We start from the raw sequence: 15,348 nt of genomic DNA, 5'->3' as shown, positions 1-15,348 counted from the left end.
CTTTTTTGCAAACAAACTAAGTGTTTCAGGGCTGAAGTTACAGAGAGAATCTATTTACTGAAATCTTCAATTTTTCTAATACCTCAGAAAGAGTCTGGGTTGTTGCCATCATTTCTTTTACGCCATCAGCAGTTTCATTTGATACGTGGCGAATGTTCGATATGTTTTCATTAACACTGACAGCCACGGCAGATTGTTCTGTAATTGAGCTGGCGATGTTAATAGACATAGAGTTTATTAAGCTAACAGACTCTGTAACCTTCATTAATCCTTTGCTTGCTTCAATCGCTTTTTCCGCATTTCCTGCTGCCTGGTCACGACCACTGATAACTTCAATAGAAGCTGTTTTAGACAGTTTTTGCAGTTGGTCGATCATACCTTCAATTTCAGATGTCGCATCTTGAGTTCTAGTTGCCAGCGTTCTTACTTCGTCAGCAACAACGGCAAAACCTCGGCCTTGTTCACCTGCGCGAGCGGCCTCAATGGCAGCATTAAGGGCGAGCAGATTGGTTTGCTCCGCAATGCTGCGAATAACATCAAGTACGGAACCAATGTTTACACTTTCTTTTTCAACTTCTTGCATAACGGAAGAGGCATGGCCAATGACCTTAGCTAGCGCTTGCATATCGGTAGCAACATTATTAACTACCTGAGTACCTGCTCGAGTTTCTTCGTCGGCTTTATGAGTTTCATTCGTTGTCTCTGTGATATTTTTTGACACATCTTCAACGGCAATAACCATCTGGTTCATGGCGGTAGCAACCAAGTCTGTTTCAACTTGCTGTTTGGTCATACCTTTTGAAGCCTGTGAGGCGGTTTTTTGTACTTTCTGGCTGGAGCTGGCAAGTAATTCCATGCTGCTTCTTACTTCCATTTGCATGGAGCGTAATTGTTTGATGGTATTTCGTCCGTGTTCGAACAGAATAGCTATTTCATTGCGACTATGAATCTGGTTATTGTGCCCATTTTCAAAAAGATGTGTTGAAAGGTTTCCATTACCTAGCTCTTGCAAGTCTTGACCAACACGTTTTAAAGGGGAAAGAATGCGCTGAGTAATAAAGGCAATCAGAGCTACAAGAATGGTCGCACAAATGAGTGAGATGATGATTAAGCTATTACGAACAGAGTTAGCGACCACTGTGAATTCATTTACCGGACCTCCTGTTAATAGCGCCCAATTCCAGTTTTCGGCATGACGAAATGACATGATGTTTTCTTTAGTGGCACCATTGACGGTTTGTTGGGTGAAAAATGTGCCAGTACCTTGTTTTTTCATTAACTCTAAGTGTTTTTCTGCATTGGCTAGGCCTATTTCACTAAATAGCTTACCTTTATTCTTGGAATCAATAACGACTCTGCCGAAGTCTTTGCCTTCTTTTAAACTGATAACAGTGGCTTTGCCTGTTTCTCCAAAGGATAGGGTATTGATTTCTTGTTCTAAGCTTTTTAGCCCTTCAGTGTAATCAAAACCAATATAAAGAATACCAGCTACTTTACCTGCGGCATCTTTAAAGGGAACGTACTTTGTCATGTAGTTGCGGCCAAATAGTGCTGCCGGACCAGAGTATGTTTTACCTTGGATAAGTGTTTGATAACCAGGGTGACCTTTGCCTAATAAAGTGCCGAAAGCACGGTCACCATTTTCTTTTTTCAAGGATGTGCTGACGCGAAGAAAGTCATCACCGTAGCGAATGAAAACCGTCGCTGTGCCGCCTGTCATTTTTGTAAACTGGTCTGGCTTATCAAAGTTTAAATTAATGGTTTCGCCTGAGTTGGTTGCCAAAGGGCTGTCGTATTCGCCAATTTTTACCGTTTCTGAATCACTTACTGTGATTCCATTGGGGAAAAGTGTGAAAAATATATCGGCTAATCTGTCTGTATTGCTTTCTAGATTTTCATAATAAAAATCAAGCAACATACTGCCTTGGTTAGCGCTAGTTTGTAGTTCGTGGTCGATGCTGGTCATAAAACCGTCGTAGGATTTATTAGATGCTAACCAGCTCAATGCACTAAAACAGAGAATAGAAACCGTGAACACAGCAACACCTAGTTGATGTGTGATAGGCATGGATTTTATACGCTTAATCATGAAGTTGTTCCTTCTATTAAAGTATGCTTCTAATCAGATGGGTACAGCATTTGATAAAGCTTTTATTATTATAGTTGTCTTTATTTTTGTTGCTCCACAATGACTGAGAACGAGCTTTTAAAATTCGAACACTCCGAAAAGTAGTGTGAACTTGTTCGATTGATCGGAACATTTTCTAGAAAAGGCAACAAGACATGATTTGTCTTGTTGCCTTTACATTTTGTCACCGACTGTACGTTTATGTTAACGACTAGAGGTTCGGGTGTGTGTTTTCTACATGGTGCTTTTCTTTTACTGGACGGACCATTAAGTTCGCGAAGAAGCCAACGACCAACAATCCAGCCATAACATACATAGTTGTGTTGTAGAGGCTAGACGTTGGGTCGATAGTCCCGGCTGGAGCGATTTCCATCAATTTGGCGACGGTCACTGACTTAGCTGCGATTAGCTCATTTAGCTGGGAAACGGACGCGTTAAATTTTTGTTCGAACGCGGCCGGGTCTATTTTGTTAACCAAGTCGGTAATCGCATTTTCAACCGAAAGATTTCTTAGGTAGGTGATAACGAAAGGCCCTAGAACACCAGCTGTTGCCCATGCAGTTAGCAATCGGCCATGTATGCCACCAACGTGTAGCGTGCCAAAAATATCCGCTAAGTAAGCAGGTATAGTGGCAAAGCCACCGCCGTACATAGTGAAGATAATCATGGTTGCTGCGTAGAACATCACTAACCAAGTTACAGAAGGGTCCGCGCTTACCGCAGAAGCTGCATAAGGAATGGAAAGGTATAAAAGCGTGCCAAGGACAAAGAAGCAGTGATAGGTATTTTTGCGTCCAATGAAGTCGGAAGTAGATGCCCAAAAGAATCGACCACACATATTAAACACAGAAATCATCAATACGTATGTGCCAGCAAATGTTGCAGTAGCGACAGTGGGAAGAGTAGAACCAAATATCTCCGTCATCATGGTTTTTGCAATACCGATTACACCGATACCAGCGGTTACGTTAAAACACAATACGACCCATAACAGCCAAAATTGAGGCGTTTTTAAGGCCTGATCAATGTGTACATTATTGCGGCTGATCATGGTGTTTGCTACATCTTTTTCTGGTGGTGTCCAACCTTCCGGTTTCCAATCTTTAGGTGGAACACGATAAGCGAAGGCAGCAATGATCATGATAATAAAGTAGACAATTCCCAGTGTTAAAAATACGCTGGAAGCACCAGTGTCACCTGTACCAACAACATAAACACCCGCTTCACCAGGAGTCGGCAGCTTTGCCGCTTCAGAAGCGCTGGCAATAACAACCTCTAATTTGCCACTGGCCATTTCTGCAAAGCGCTTTCCGCCTTCAGTAATTAGATTTACAGCTGATTCAGGTCCAAGGTAAGTTGGTGCAATCGCGAATTTTTCTAATAAAAAAGACTTCAAAGGGGCGCCAATCATAGCGCCACCACCAAAACCCATTATCGCCATACCTGTTGCCATACCGCGCTTATCAGGAAACCAGCGCAGTAGAGTCGAAACAGGGGATACATAACCAAGGCCTAAGCCACAACCCCCCAAAACGCCATAGCCCAAATACACCAGCCATAATTGGTGTGTTGATATCCCTACGCTACCGATAATGAAACCGCCGCCCCAAAGAAATGCTGCTGTTACACCAACACAACGAGGGCCTACTTCCTCAAGCCATTTACCTGCAATTGCTGCAGATAGACCAAGAAATACAATGGCCACAGAGAAGATCCACACCACACTGCTTAGGCTCCAGTCTTCTGCTGCGCTAGTAACAACACCAAATTCAGTTGTTAGTGCTGGATTGAAAATACTCCATGCATACACGGAGCCTATACATAAATGAATAGCAATGGAGGCAGGGGGAACTAACCAGCGGTTAAAGTTTGGGGATGCAATGATTTTGTCCTTCATGAGAAAGGATAAAAGAGTCCGTATCAGGTTCATAATCTGTGTCCTTGTAGAAATTGTTGTATTTTGGTGGTCAGTTACAAAACATTACATAGAGATTATATTTTTTTATAGCAGAAAGGAATATGTATATTTTTAAAAATCCTCTAGAAAGGTCGCTTTTATTGTCTTAGGCAAGATTATTAAATTGAGTGTGTTTTTCTTCCGTTGAAGATTTACAAAAATGATATACTGTTTTAATACTAAACATTTTTAGCGGAGTATTTTCTTGTTCAACGTATTATTAACTCAATTAAAAGGCCTTTTTGCATGGAGTGATGTCAAGCGCCCCTGGCATCTGGCTGTCCTTGCTGCTGTTTGTGTTGGTATTCCTGCCTTGATTGGTGCAGCAACAGATCAATTCGCCTTGGCAACCCTGTCTAGTTTAGGTGCGATGGTTATTTTATATTTGCCCAAAACTCGAACGGCGCATCGCATGGTGACGCTCGCTATGTGTTCTTTTGGTTTTATGATCTGCTTTACTATTGGTTCTCTGTCCAGCTTTAACCCTTACGTTGCGGCGCTTGCTCTTGGGTTGTTGTCTTTCGGAGCGATTGTGATTACTCGATATTATTGCCTACCGCCTCCAGGTAGCTTTTTCTTTATTCTCGTTTCTGCATTGGCGATTTATTTGCCGTTTGATTTGGGGAAATGGTCGTCCAATATTGGCATGGTTGCCTTGGGTGGAATGCTATCGTGTGGTTTGGCGTTTATTTATAGCCTGATGACTGGCGCAAATGATTTACCTGCGACAAAAATTGAAACGGATACTCAGGTGAATGCGATTATTTTAGAGGGCGCATTAGTGGCTTTCTTTATCGCTTTCTCTTATTTATTGGCGGTGTTGTTAGCCTTGCCTAATGCGCTTTGGGTACCTATTTCCTGTGCTGCTATTTTACAAGGTGCTACTTATCGAATGATCTGGCACCGAAATATTCATCGAATTGTAGGAACTGCACTGGGTATGGGCGTGGCATACTTACTGTTTTCGTTTCACCCTAACTATTGGGTGTTGGCATTAAGCATGATTTTTTTTCAATTCGTTGTGGAAATATTAATCGTTAAAAACTACGGTGCGGCGGTGATATTTATCACGCCTTTAACGGTTATTATGGCTGAGATCACCAGTGCGAATATGAGTACTATGGTCTTGCTGGAGCATCGGCTGGTCGACATTTCTATTGGTAGTGCGATTGGGATTATTGGCGGTACTATTTTTCATCGTACTTCTCTTTTAAAGAACATCGAGTCTAGAATGAATGCTCGTAGTTCTTTATCGGGTCGTAAGTCTTCCTAAGTGCGCTTTGCAATTCGTTAGTTGCTTTAAATATTTTATAAACGTACGCTGCAAATCTCTGTGAATTGATTTAAGAATCAATTTCGCAGTTCTTGTGAAGGTGCCCTAATGGGTGAAACGGGAAACAGGTGAGTTTTTCAAAAAGCAAAGCCTGTACTGCCCCCGCAACGGTAAATAAGTGGTGTATTTCTTCTTACTTCCACTGTCTTTTAGACGGGAAGGAATAAGAGACTTAGAAATACAGATCGACCAAACACTTATCAGTCCGGAGACCGGCCTTCATTGATCAGGGCTTTTTCTATGGGCAAATTGTGCCATGTAAAAGTCCGCTAATTTGAATCATACGGGTGAGTATGAAGCATATTTTGGAGGCACATAGTGCATATTGAACCTGGCGTCGTTGACGGCGCAAAAATCGTTTTGAGTTACGCTACCGCGTTGGCCGCCTTTGGCTTTTCTGCAAAAGCGTCTATCGATATGATCAAGAAAGACGGTCTAATGTCTTTAATCAGTCGTAGTGTGTTAACCACACTTTTTGTCTTTGCCTTTTTTGAACTCTTGCCTCATCACGCTGTTGGTGTGTCCGAGGTTCATCTTATATTAGGCTCCACGCTGTTTTTAATCTTTGGCCCGGCGGCCGCGTCTATTGGCTTGATATTAGGTCTATTAGCGCAAGGGATATTATTTGCTCCATTTGACTTACCTCAATATGGCATGAACGTCACCACCTTGTTGTTGCCTCTGTTTGCTATGTCTGTCGTTGCTCGTCGTACGATTGCCGATAATACCGCTTATGTAGATATCAGCTACAAGCAAGCGCTGAAACTGTCCTTAACTTACCAAGGTGGCATTGTCGCTTGGGTCGCTTTTTGGGCGTTTTATGGGCAAGGCTTCGGCGCTGAAAACTTAGCCTCTGTGGCGACGTTTGGTATGGCGTATATGAGCGTTGTATTGTTAGAACCAGTACTTGATCTTGCCGTATTAGCCGGTGCGAAAAGCTTGCATCGCTTTAAGAGCTCATCTTTGTTTGAAGCACGCTTATTCTACTAAATCGCTTTGAATGTTGCTAAATGCCTGTCCTGCCTTCGTGTGGGGCGGGCATTTTTATTGGTTCAGCGTTTATATTGTCCGTGTTCACTGACAAACTCTAAAAAAGCGCGGTTGGCTTTCGATAGATAGCTGTCTTTGCGCCACGCAATACCGAGATCTAGCCAGATTGGCGGATCAAAAGAGCGAGTAATTAAGTCGTCGTCTTCTTCAATCACCATGGCAAGTAGGGTGGATATGCCGAAGCCTTGCTGAGTGATGGATTTGATTAGTGGAATCAAGTTGGTCTCAAAACCAATTTTAGGCGTCTTTTTGCATTGTTTCGCTAGCTTGTCGACAATACGGCGGTGAAAGTAGCCTTCTTTGAACATGACTAACTCTTCATCGAAAAACGCTTCTGGTGAGATGCGCTCTAATTGGCTAAAAGGATGATCCGTCGCAATGGTTACCAGCATTTCTTCTCGAATCAGCGCTTGCGTTTCTAAGCTATCTGGAAGCGTTTCCGCGACGATGACACTAAGATCTAATTCACCATTTTCGAGCATCTTTTGCAACTGCCAAGTTCCTCCCTCAATGACTTTTAAGGTAATGCTGGGGTACTTATGGCGAAATGCCATTAGAATAGGCGGGAAGTAATAGGAGCCGAGCATGCTTGGAATACCTACACGCACTTCGCCTTGGCTCAATCCTTTTAGCTCACTCATTTCCAATAGGGCATCATCGGTGGCTTGGATGATTTTTTCAGCATGGGGCAGCAGCTTTTTGCCTTCGTCTGTGAGTCCGATATTGCGATCTGCTCGATGGATTAAGGTCAAACCCAAATCCGCCTCTAGTTTCTTGATCGCCATACTGACCGCTGGTTGTGCAACGCCAAGCTGTTGCGCGGCTCTGGTGAAGCTCTCGGTTTTTGCAATGGCAATGAAGTAGCGCAGCGGTTTAATGTCCATCAATAATCCTTATGGATTGAATAAGATGGATATATTTTATTGATTATTTTCCTAAGCGTATAGTGTCACGATAATTTATTGTTTTATTCGGGCGTCATTCCCGTTTGATGCTGCTGCGATAGTAGGAGAATGTTTGTGATAGAAGTGGGTAGTTCTGTTTTTTGGCGAGGCACAGTGGCACTCATCATTGGCTCTTTTATGATTTTTGCCAACGTTTATGTGACTCAGCCGCTGCTGCCAATGATTGCCAACGAATTTTCCATTACGCCACTGCAAGCCAGCGGTAGTTTTACTATTACAACTTTGACATTGGGCATCTCTTTACTTTTTTACGGTCCAATTTCAGACGCATTAGGTCGTAAAGGGATTATGGTGATGACCATGGTCGGCATTACCTTAACCACTTTTTGCTTATCATTAGTACAAAGTTATGAAGCCTTGTTAGTGCTGCGCGGCCTACAAGGGTTTTTCTTGGCGGGGTTGCCGGCGATTGCTGTTGCGTATTTGGGGGATGAATACACGCCTGAAGCCTTGATGGTGGCGGTTGGTTTGTACATCAGCGGAAACACCCTAGGTGGCATCGGCGGCCGTCTTATCGGTGGATTTGTGGGGGAGTGGCTGGGTCGATCAGCGACCTTTGGTGTGATGAGTGCGATTAGCCTGATTTGTTTATTGGCCTTTTTCTTCCTACTGCCAAAATCACAGCACTTTGAAGCAAAACCTTTGCATGTTGGTCATATCCTGACGAACATGAAAAGTCATTTGCAGAACCGTCGTTTATTAACCAGTTACTTCATTGGTGGCTTTAGCTTCTTTATTTTTATTAACCAATACAGCTACGTGACCTTCGTGTTAGAAGCCGAGCCATACAATCTCACCGCGAAATACGTGGGACTGCTCTTCTTAACTTATCTGTCAGGTACCTTGGGTTCGGCGATTTCTGGTAAGCTTGCCAAACGTTGGAGCCAGCCCAATATTATGGTGCTCGGCACTTGTATTTTTATGTTTGGCTCGTTAGTCACCCTCGGCGACTCTTTATTGGCTATCATTGTGGGATTATTAATAAACAGTTTTGGCTTTTTCTTATGTCATTCAACAGCCAGCGGTTTTGTCAGCCGAAATGCTAAGCACGCTAAAGCCAGTGCCTCTTCCTTATACCTAGTGTTTTATTATCTTGGTGCTAGTCTAGGCGGGTTTTACCTTGACCCATTCTGGCAAGCGGATGGCTGGACAGGAGTCATCATAGGATCGTGGTTAGTATTGGGAATAGTTGTATTGGCTGAAGTGAGCTTGATTCGAAGCCATAACAAGCAAGCTACACAGAGTCGCTATTCATAAACCGATAAAGTGTATCTGAATTAGCTTTTAATTTAGCGGCTCTATCATATTCCCTTGTTTATCAATATAGCCCCAGACACCGCCAGTTAATCCAGTGTGCTCTTCATTAACTTGAGTAACGACACAACCGCGACACACTCTGGCTACTCCATCTTGGAATGGCCAAGCCCAATCAAAATCAGTTTCCAAAACTAAATCAAAGTCATGATTGTAGAAGGCTATTTTGCCGTTTAATAAAGACCTAGTTAGACCCTCTTGAAAGTAATCCGCTCCATTGTCGTAAGTGATAACAGGCAGGTAGCTTCTATCGGGTTTAAGATAAAAATACTGGCCTTGAGTAAATAGAGTCGTTAGTTGGTTTTCGTTGAAGTTTAACTTACGCCAGTGTTTATCCGTTATTTCTAGATGTTTGTTTTGATAAGAGGCACAGTGATGAAATACCTCAATTTCAGGGTAGGGGTTTTGTTCTGTTTGCTTTGGCGTGAATGCGCATGGTTGTAAGTTCGCAGCACTGACATAGCCTGAAAGAGCGATAAGGAGAACAGGTATAATTGGCTTCATAAAAATATCATATGTTTGGTTATTATTAAGTTGTTGTAGCGGATTTATGTCATATCTAATGACGAGCTAAGTCTACGGTATTCTGCCAATGCCACTTTATCAGCCTCAACTTCTAGAGGATTAGAATCAAGAAAATACCAAGTCACTTCGTCTGCCTCTAGAGACAATATTTTACCTTCCCAACGATTGACGACGTAATAGTGAATGAGTTGAAGCTCACCTGTTGGATGATAAAGAGAGCACAAGTGGACATAAGACGTCGGGACGATATCTAGCTCTTCTTTTAGCTCTCGTAACAAAGCCTGTTCCTTTGTTTCTCCTAGCTCTATGTGACCGCCAGGAATCGCAATCAGACTTGGATCATATTCTTTGTCCTTGGCGCGTTTTTCTAACAATACCTGATTGTCCTTTAGCAATATAAAAGAGACACATTCGTGAACTTGCATTTAGATAACTCCTATTATTTGTGAAGAACCCAGCGAAAAGCTGTCATAAATGGTCCATTAAAATTACCATACTCGCTATTGCATAATTGAATGCCTCAAACAGAGTAAAATATGAACACCAAAATATACAAAGAAGTACTGTATCTAGCCAAAGAGCTCATGACTTGCGCCAACAAAAAAGACCAAGCGGGTTTTGATGCCTATTATGCGGAATTGAAAGCCATTTGTGATGACAACGACGGCACAGACAAAGACCACCCAGTACAATGGGAAACCCTAGGCGACTTTACCGACGACCTAGAACAGGCGATTGTTATCTATGACAAAGCCTTAGAAAAAGCCGCCGCTATAAACTCCAAAGATTACCTTTCCTCCATCGGCTTCGCGGCCGCTCAACTGAAACTAGAACTTGGCGACAACGCCGCTGCTATTGAGTATCTAGAACAAGCTAAAATACACAGCAATAAAATCATCGATAAAGAGCTAAAAGCAGAAATTCACGACGTATTGTTTGATCTGAAAAAAGCTTAAAGAAACAAGAGAAACAGAATGGAACGTCCTACCAAGGAGCAGATTAGCCAATTACCCTTGTATATTGGCCTTGGTCTTCGTGACATCATCATCGTTGAAAACGAACTTGATGCCGCACAAGCCATAACAGCACTCAAAAACGAAACGTCTATTGGATTCGACACCGAAAGCAAACCGATTTTCCAAAAAGGCCAAGTCAGCCCAGGTCCATCGCTCATTCAGCTTGCCACCGAGTCAAAAGCGTTTCTGTTTCCTGTTCGATTTCTTAGTGCTGTGGCGGCAGCGAAGGAAATACTAGAAAACCCAAAAATCAAAAAAATTGGCTTTGGTATTAAAGACGACAACAAAGAACTGCGTAATAAGCTCAACATCGAGATCACCAACACCCAAGACTTGTCTGTCACCTTAAAGCAACTCGCCGGAGAGAAAAACAGCATCGGCGCCCGCGCTGCCGTCGCCATGGTACTGGGAAAACGCCTTGGCAAAGGCGCCCAAAAATCCAACTGGGGCGCGTATCCTCTTAAAGAAAACCAGATACTTTATGCGGCGAATGACGCGCATTCTGCTATATGTGTGGAGAGGGCGTTGGTTTCATTAAGGTCTTAGTTTCTTCTCCTTTTCTTAAGGGAAAAGATTGTTCGAATGTTTCTTAGGCTTGGTATAAGCGACGTTCAAGAAGTGATTGCATATCACGACGACCATCCGCTATTAACATTACATAAACAGACTGCGAACTGATTCGATAAATAATACGATAGGGCTTGAAATAGATTTCTCGATACTCCCGTAGGCCGATAGCTAGCAACTCATTTGGGTAAGTCCCACGCTCGGGATTATCAGCAAGACTTAAAAATGCCTCTTCAATGTTGTCTAGAACGTAATCTGCGTTTTCTAGAGCATCATGAGTTTCGATATACTCGTATAGAGCCTCAATATCATAAGCGGCATCATCAGTGAGAAATACCTGATAGCTCATTAGCGACTTTTACTCCGATTACGAAGCTTGGCGACAACGTCACCAGCGGGCTGAACTTTACCTTCTTCTATTTGGCGCTGACCTAAAGCTAACATTTTAAGTAACGCCATAGTTTCTTGGGTTTGCTCATAGCTTTTGATGTCTTGTATAACCGCTTTAGCCTCACCGTTTTGAGTGATCACCATCGGTTGCATGTTTGTAGACAGGTTACGCACGACTTCAGCAGCGTGTGATTTCAAATAGCTAATCGGTTTGATTTGATCTGATAGTTTCATAAATACCTCTGCATTATGACCAAATATAGTCCTTAAACAGGTCGTCGGTCAATGAATGGCCTTGATGTAAGCTTGACTCAGAAGTTTAATTTTTATCTGCCTATAATTGTTCCTAGCTTAATTGTTCTTTAGGGATGTGATGGAGTTGATGCGCATTGCTGCACCTGTGGCTATTTGCTACAGTTCTTATATGACACTTAGGAGGTTTTATTATGTCTACTGCAAGTATTCGACTTGATCAAGAACTGGTTGATAAAGCGGCCATCATGGCGAAAGCCTTAAACAGAACAACGCCCAAGCAAATTGAGCATTGGGCGAAAATCGGTGAAATGATGGAAGATAACCCTGATTTACCTTATGAGTTCGTAAAACAAGCCATCATTGCCAAGGCTGAAAAAGAAGCCGGAAAACTTGAGGCCTATAGCTTTGGCTAACATTACTCAGGTTCTTCAAACAACCACCTTTAAAAAAGCGGTCAAAAAACTGCATAAAAACCAAAAAGTTGATCTAGATAATGCAATCAGAGAATTGATTGAAGATCCGCTTCTAGGGCTGCAGAAGAAAGGTGATTTATCCTTCCTCCGTGTCTATAAATTTAACATGGTGAAACAGCTTACATTGCTTGGTTACAGCTATGAAGGTGGCACCGTTACACTCGAACTCATGGCGTTAGGTAGTCATGAAAACTTTTACCGTGATGTGAAAAATATCGTTTGAGTAGATATGAAGTGACGGCATAGACTGCTTTTGATGTAGTGGGGAGGAGAGATTGGTATTGAAGCCCCATAGTTTGGCGCAATCAGCTCACCAACATAAAACGCGTTGAACAGACTGTATTGAATGGGGAACAAAAACGTAGGGAGTCATGAGCGAAGCGTGATGCGCCGTTGGGTATTATGGTTAGACAAATATGGTTAATTTTCATCTGATCATAATTGGTATTTATCGGCTACTTTTTTAGCAATGATATCGACTCGAGATAATGGTAATGGCGGCATCGTCCTAACGTAGAGGGCATCAGTGTGACGCGTAAGGTTATATACCGGACTTAGCCTTTTGAATCAAAGTGGCCAAGTCATGATTAATAGGCATTTTTTTAAAAGGGCTAACATTTGCGCCACCGGTATTACCTTGCGGCACTAAGCCAAAAGCGGTTTTAGTCGCAGCGCCAACAATACGAAATAGCTGACCCAGTGCTTCCCGGGTTGAGCCATTGCGGATAGCCCATGCCAACATCAGCACATGGACCCTAACGTGCCAATACGTTGACTCTTGCCCAAGCACATGCGCCCGTTCCAAATGACTAAATTCTTGCTTAGCATTACCTGCTGACCTTGCCTCCCTAGCACTTGATAACTCCGCCTCGACATAGGAGGCTACTCGCTTGGTAAATGTATGTTGCATAAGACCCTCCTTGTAGGGATATAACGCCGCGTTAATTAGTGAGCAACGCCAACACCGAACTTAAACATTGTGCCGTAAACACTAAAGCTGAATCAAACTGAAAATACCGAACGTTGTGAATCTGTCTTAAACGCTTTGTTATGTTGTTATTGCCAACCATAGGTTTTGAATTGTTTCGATATCCAGCTTTATCAAAGTAAGAGCTATAGCTGTAGAGCCTAGAAAGTAAGGCCCCCAAAGATCAAGGTTTTCTCTATATTTCAATAATGCTTCCAAACGGTACCTCAATTCATAAGAATAAAGCATGAAAAAGTCCCATCGAGTCCATTTTTCATTGTATCTGTTTAATGAGACGTCCTCGCCTAACAGCTCGCTACCATCTTTGTTACGATATTTCTTTTGGTAGACGATTTTACGTCTCAAAAAACCGTCAGTTTCGTACTTGGCGTCTTGTAATCCTGGTTCATCACCACCAAAAAGACCAATTCCGTCTCCAAGCAAACCTGATATGTTTTCAGTGTGGCGGTTAAATCTAAATATTTTATAGTTAGACATCATTCTTTCAGCCATGAGTTTGAATAGCTCTTGATGATACTCATGTGCATAGCTGTAATAACGAACCATCAAAATGACGACAGCTAAGAGCAAAAATACACTTAGCCCGCTTTGATTGATGAACTCAATTTTAAAGATAAATGTATTAGCTTCTTTAAAGACAGCACCAGTAAATTGTATCGCAAGAAGTAACAATGACAGTGTAACCAGTATTCTACGTTTGGAAACTAATCCAGTATTACTATCTAGTCTTTCTCGAAAGTCTAGTAATGATTCATTATTCATCGTTTTCTCTATACTTCATTTAACGCCCGCCATCACCGGTGACAAAACCGCAGCGAAGCGGAGGTTTTGACATCCGGTGCATGGCTTGGTTATACGATGTTCCAGCTTTGGGTACTAGATTCCCACGAGTAATCATAGGATCGCTTCACGCTTTTGCCTAAAGACCGGACACTATACCCAACTCGCAGCTTATATTTCTCGAGATTCTGGACCACAGCAAGTGGAATGCCATTGTCTATGAGGTACCTCTCCGTAGGAAAATCTCTAACTCTGGAGTCGCCAATCTGGAGATCGATTGCTTCATTGAACAGCCTGGGAATCTCTAGCGTCTCATTACTCCCCACCAACTGGGCGAACAGAGAGAAATTTTCCGCCTCAACACCACCAATATTCCGATAACAGATCCGAGTTTGGTGCACATTTTGTCCTATTGGAATTAGAGTGACTTGGGCATTTTCAACGAAAACCAATAGCTTAGGTTTATTTGCTTCTGCGAAAGCCCGAACATTCAACAGATATCCATAGACCACGAAAGTCGCAGAGATCAGTGCGCCAGCGCTAGCCCAGGCACTAATAGCCAAACTGAAAAATTCTTTTTCATCTAAACCAAGTTGATTCATCCTATGGGTGAGAATGGAAACGACGATGACTATCAGTACTGATATAAATCCAGGGATGAACATCAACTTTCCTTACGTATAACATTTTGTTAATGCGCATGCGCGTTTACACATTTCAGAAACTTCCTTATTATCACTATAAGTCACTGACTCTAAAGCCATTAATAGAGATACTAACAAAATTTAAAACTGGAAAAGCGAGCGTGCGTGTTATTTCATTTATCCACAGCGCGTTATTTCTGCTCTGTGAATCCTTATTCATTGATATTAGAAGACTTTTTTACTTTCTACTAGTACAAACGTGCATAATTGGTTTATTTAAAATGGCTAAACGCGCAAAAATGCGTCTACTTCAAAAATAAACTGTATATCTACCCATAAATTGTGTTTTGATTTTTGGTTCAAAAAAGAGCAGTTGAGTAAGGCACTTGAATCGAGTCTGAGCAAGAGATTAACCCCATCCTCCGCCTTCCCCTTGGAAGACAAAAGGGGAAGGGACTTGGTGCTTAGTAAACTTAACCTTTTGCGTTTGAATGCAACACGAATTCCGCGTCGGGCTAAAGCCGAGATCCTAGACCATAAGAGCTTGATTCCCGCCTTGGCGGGCGCTTGTCCACTTGTGGGAAGTGACGTGTCTACGTAGGGGCTTTTAGTGGAAACAATGAAAGCTTCGCTTTCAGCGGCACATTACGCTGCGCTCATGATGCCCTACGAAAATCTAGCCTCTATGATGAAGTCCGTTCGACGCGACGAAGAAGTTGCGCGACCTATGGAGTTTTAGGGTCATTGTTTGACAAGCCATTTTCCACTGAGTAATTAATCTATGCCTTTCGACAAAAATCGTCTTGCCAAACTTATAATAAACAAAGTGAATGAGACGTTTGGGCGATAGCCCGACAAAGCGAATTTTTGGTTACTTTTTGGGCGCTAGCAAAAAGTTACCCGCTCAGCAGGGCGGAATAAAAGGTTGGGAATGCAAGGCGTTTGAATGGAACGTCAATTCCG

The 15,348-nt window shown here is 42.5% G+C and carries 18 protein-coding genes and 1 riboswitch; of the genes, 8 read left to right on the top strand and 10 right to left on the bottom strand.

What is annotated here, in order from left to right:
* Positions 1–37: 37 nt before the first annotated feature.
* On the bottom strand, positions 38–2,089 hold the full coding sequence (locus tag JSY38_RS04070) for a methyl-accepting chemotaxis protein (RefSeq protein WP_205115427.1): 2,052 nt from the start codon (positions 2,087–2,089) through the stop codon (positions 38–40).
* A 250-nt stretch (positions 2,090–2,339) separates the two neighbouring features.
* Positions 2,340–4,058 carry an OFA family MFS transporter gene (locus JSY38_RS04065; RefSeq protein WP_205115426.1) on the bottom strand — a complete coding sequence of 573 codons (1,719 nt, stop codon included), beginning with the start codon at positions 4,056–4,058 and terminating at the stop codon, positions 2,340–2,342.
* A gap of 232 nt (positions 4,059–4,290) precedes the next feature.
* Between JSY38_RS04065 and JSY38_RS04060 the strand changes: the two genes are divergently transcribed.
* A complete protein-coding gene (locus JSY38_RS04060; protein WP_114411633.1) occupies positions 4,291–5,358 on the top strand; it encodes an FUSC family protein in 1,068 nt (355 codons plus the stop codon).
* 81 nt (positions 5,359–5,439) lie between these two features.
* Positions 5,440–5,653, top strand: a riboswitch (cobalamin riboswitch).
* Positions 5,654–5,736: 83 nt separating this feature from the next.
* The gene (locus JSY38_RS04055) at positions 5,737–6,408 is read left to right on the top strand and encodes an energy-coupling factor ABC transporter permease (RefSeq protein ID WP_205115425.1); all 672 of its coding nucleotides are present in this window, start codon (positions 5,737–5,739) and stop codon (positions 6,406–6,408) included.
* A gap of 62 nt (positions 6,409–6,470) precedes the next feature.
* On the opposite strand, the gene JSY38_RS04050 is transcribed toward JSY38_RS04055, so the two are convergent.
* The gene (locus tag JSY38_RS04050) at positions 6,471–7,352 is read right to left on the bottom strand and encodes a LysR family transcriptional regulator (RefSeq protein ID WP_205115420.1); all 882 of its coding nucleotides are present in this window, start codon (positions 7,350–7,352) and stop codon (positions 6,471–6,473) included.
* A gap of 135 nt (positions 7,353–7,487) precedes the next feature.
* On the opposite strand from JSY38_RS04050, the gene JSY38_RS04045 reads away from it, so the two are divergent.
* The gene (locus tag JSY38_RS04045; RefSeq protein WP_205115418.1) at positions 7,488–8,690 is read left to right on the top strand and encodes an MFS transporter; all 1,203 of its coding nucleotides are present in this window, start codon (positions 7,488–7,490) and stop codon (positions 8,688–8,690) included.
* A 27-nt stretch (positions 8,691–8,717) separates the two neighbouring features.
* Here the strand turns inward: JSY38_RS04045 and JSY38_RS04040 are convergent, their stop codons facing one another.
* Positions 8,718–9,251, bottom strand: a complete 534-nt coding sequence (locus tag JSY38_RS04040) for a WG repeat-containing protein (RefSeq protein ID WP_205115416.1) — start codon at positions 9,249–9,251, stop codon at positions 8,718–8,720.
* A gap of 44 nt (positions 9,252–9,295) precedes the next feature.
* Positions 9,296–9,697 carry an NUDIX hydrolase gene (locus tag JSY38_RS04035; RefSeq protein WP_205115415.1) on the bottom strand — a complete coding sequence of 134 codons (402 nt, stop codon included), beginning with the start codon at positions 9,695–9,697 and terminating at the stop codon, positions 9,296–9,298.
* A 111-nt stretch (positions 9,698–9,808) separates the two neighbouring features.
* Between JSY38_RS04035 and JSY38_RS04030 the strand changes: the two genes are divergently transcribed.
* Both JSY38_RS04030 and JSY38_RS04025 read left to right on the top strand, forming a co-directional pair.
* A complete protein-coding gene (locus JSY38_RS04030) occupies positions 9,809–10,228 on the top strand; it encodes a tetratricopeptide repeat protein (RefSeq protein WP_205115414.1) in 420 nt (139 codons plus the stop codon).
* A gap of 18 nt (positions 10,229–10,246) precedes the next feature.
* Entirely contained in the window at positions 10,247–10,834 is a 588-nt protein-coding gene (locus JSY38_RS04025) for a 3'-5' exonuclease (protein ID WP_205115413.1), read from the top strand.
* A gap of 43 nt (positions 10,835–10,877) precedes the next feature.
* Here JSY38_RS04025 and JSY38_RS04020 read toward each other — a convergent pair whose 3' ends face one another.
* On the bottom strand, positions 10,878–11,204 hold the full coding sequence (locus tag JSY38_RS04020) for a type II toxin-antitoxin system RelE/ParE family toxin (protein ID WP_205115412.1): 327 nt from the start codon (positions 11,202–11,204) through the stop codon (positions 10,878–10,880).
* Positions 11,204–11,479 (bottom strand): type II toxin-antitoxin system Phd/YefM family antitoxin, encoded by a 276-nt coding sequence (locus JSY38_RS04015; RefSeq protein ID WP_205115411.1) that lies wholly within the window; start codon positions 11,477–11,479, stop codon positions 11,204–11,206. The genes JSY38_RS04020 and JSY38_RS04015 overlap by 1 nt, the downstream gene beginning before the upstream one ends.
* A 212-nt stretch (positions 11,480–11,691) precedes the next feature.
* Between JSY38_RS04015 and JSY38_RS04010 the strand changes: the two genes are divergently transcribed.
* Together JSY38_RS04010 and JSY38_RS04005 are read left to right on the top strand one after the other, a co-directional pair.
* On the top strand, positions 11,692–11,913 hold the full coding sequence (locus JSY38_RS04010) for a TA system antitoxin ParD family protein (RefSeq protein ID WP_100188361.1): 222 nt from the start codon (positions 11,692–11,694) through the stop codon (positions 11,911–11,913).
* Positions 11,906–12,196 carry a type II toxin-antitoxin system RelE/ParE family toxin gene (locus JSY38_RS04005; protein ID WP_205115410.1) on the top strand — a complete coding sequence of 97 codons (291 nt, stop codon included), beginning with the start codon at positions 11,906–11,908 and terminating at the stop codon, positions 12,194–12,196. Before JSY38_RS04010 ends, JSY38_RS04005 begins: the two co-directional genes overlap by 8 nt.
* Before the next feature lie 318 nt (positions 12,197–12,514).
* Here JSY38_RS04005 and JSY38_RS04000 read toward each other — a convergent pair whose 3' ends face one another.
* The 3 genes from JSY38_RS04000 to JSY38_RS03990 form a co-directional block, all read right to left on the bottom strand.
* Positions 12,515–12,883 (bottom strand): DUF3703 domain-containing protein, encoded by a 369-nt coding sequence (locus tag JSY38_RS04000; RefSeq protein WP_205115409.1) that lies wholly within the window; start codon positions 12,881–12,883, stop codon positions 12,515–12,517.
* Between the two features lie 138 nt (positions 12,884–13,021).
* Positions 13,022–13,723 carry a hypothetical protein gene (locus JSY38_RS03995; protein WP_205115407.1) on the bottom strand — a complete coding sequence of 234 codons (702 nt, stop codon included), beginning with the start codon at positions 13,721–13,723 and terminating at the stop codon, positions 13,022–13,024.
* A gap of 89 nt (positions 13,724–13,812) precedes the next feature.
* The gene (locus tag JSY38_RS03990) at positions 13,813–14,406 is read right to left on the bottom strand and encodes a hypothetical protein (protein WP_205115406.1); all 594 of its coding nucleotides are present in this window, start codon (positions 14,404–14,406) and stop codon (positions 13,813–13,815) included.
* Between the two features lie 589 nt (positions 14,407–14,995).
* On the opposite strand from JSY38_RS03990, the gene JSY38_RS18560 reads away from it, so the two are divergent.
* On the top strand, positions 14,996–15,124 hold the full coding sequence (locus JSY38_RS18560) for a hypothetical protein (RefSeq protein WP_275586986.1): 129 nt from the start codon (positions 14,996–14,998) through the stop codon (positions 15,122–15,124).
* Positions 15,125–15,348 lie beyond the last annotated feature (224 nt).

Origin of the sequence: Marinomonas foliarum, assembly GCF_016906065.1 — a bacterium.
In the GTDB taxonomy this organism is placed as follows: Bacteria; Pseudomonadota; Gammaproteobacteria; order Pseudomonadales; family Marinomonadaceae; genus Marinomonas; species Marinomonas foliarum.
The sequence above is the reverse complement of the archived record's forward strand: the minus strand, read 5'-3'. Positions and strand labels throughout refer to the sequence as shown.

Excerpts from the sequence above, each read along its gene's own strand:
- JSY38_RS04070 (WP_205115427.1), bottom strand. The coding sequence starts at position 2,089 with ATGATTAAGCGTATAAAATCCATGCCTATCACACATCAACTAGGTGTT.
- JSY38_RS04065 (WP_205115426.1), bottom strand. The coding sequence starts at position 4,058 with ATGAACCTGATACGGACTCTTTTATCCTTTCTCATGAAGGACAAAATC.
- JSY38_RS04050 (WP_205115420.1), bottom strand. The coding sequence starts at position 7,352 with ATGGACATTAAACCGCTGCGCTACTTCATTGCCATTGCAAAAACCGAG.
- JSY38_RS04040 (WP_205115416.1), bottom strand. The coding sequence starts at position 9,251 with ATGAAGCCAATTATACCTGTTCTCCTTATCGCTCTTTCAGGCTATGTC.
- JSY38_RS04035 (WP_205115415.1), bottom strand. The coding sequence starts at position 9,697 with ATGCAAGTTCACGAATGTGTCTCTTTTATATTGCTAAAGGACAATCAG.
- JSY38_RS04030 (WP_205115414.1), top strand. The coding sequence starts at position 9,809 with ATGAACACCAAAATATACAAAGAAGTACTGTATCTAGCCAAAGAGCTC.
- JSY38_RS04025 (WP_205115413.1), top strand. The coding sequence starts at position 10,247 with ATGGAACGTCCTACCAAGGAGCAGATTAGCCAATTACCCTTGTATATT.
- JSY38_RS04020 (WP_205115412.1), bottom strand. The coding sequence starts at position 11,204 with ATGAGCTATCAGGTATTTCTCACTGATGATGCCGCTTATGATATTGAG.
- JSY38_RS04015 (WP_205115411.1), bottom strand. The coding sequence starts at position 11,479 with ATGAAACTATCAGATCAAATCAAACCGATTAGCTATTTGAAATCACAC.
- JSY38_RS04010 (WP_100188361.1), top strand. The coding sequence starts at position 11,692 with ATGTCTACTGCAAGTATTCGACTTGATCAAGAACTGGTTGATAAAGCG.
- JSY38_RS04000 (WP_205115409.1), bottom strand. The coding sequence starts at position 12,883 with ATGCAACATACATTTACCAAGCGAGTAGCCTCCTATGTCGAGGCGGAG.
- JSY38_RS03995 (WP_205115407.1), bottom strand. The coding sequence starts at position 13,723 with ATGAATAATGAATCATTACTAGACTTTCGAGAAAGACTAGATAGTAAT.
- JSY38_RS03990 (WP_205115406.1), bottom strand. The coding sequence starts at position 14,406 with ATGTTCATCCCTGGATTTATATCAGTACTGATAGTCATCGTCGTTTCC.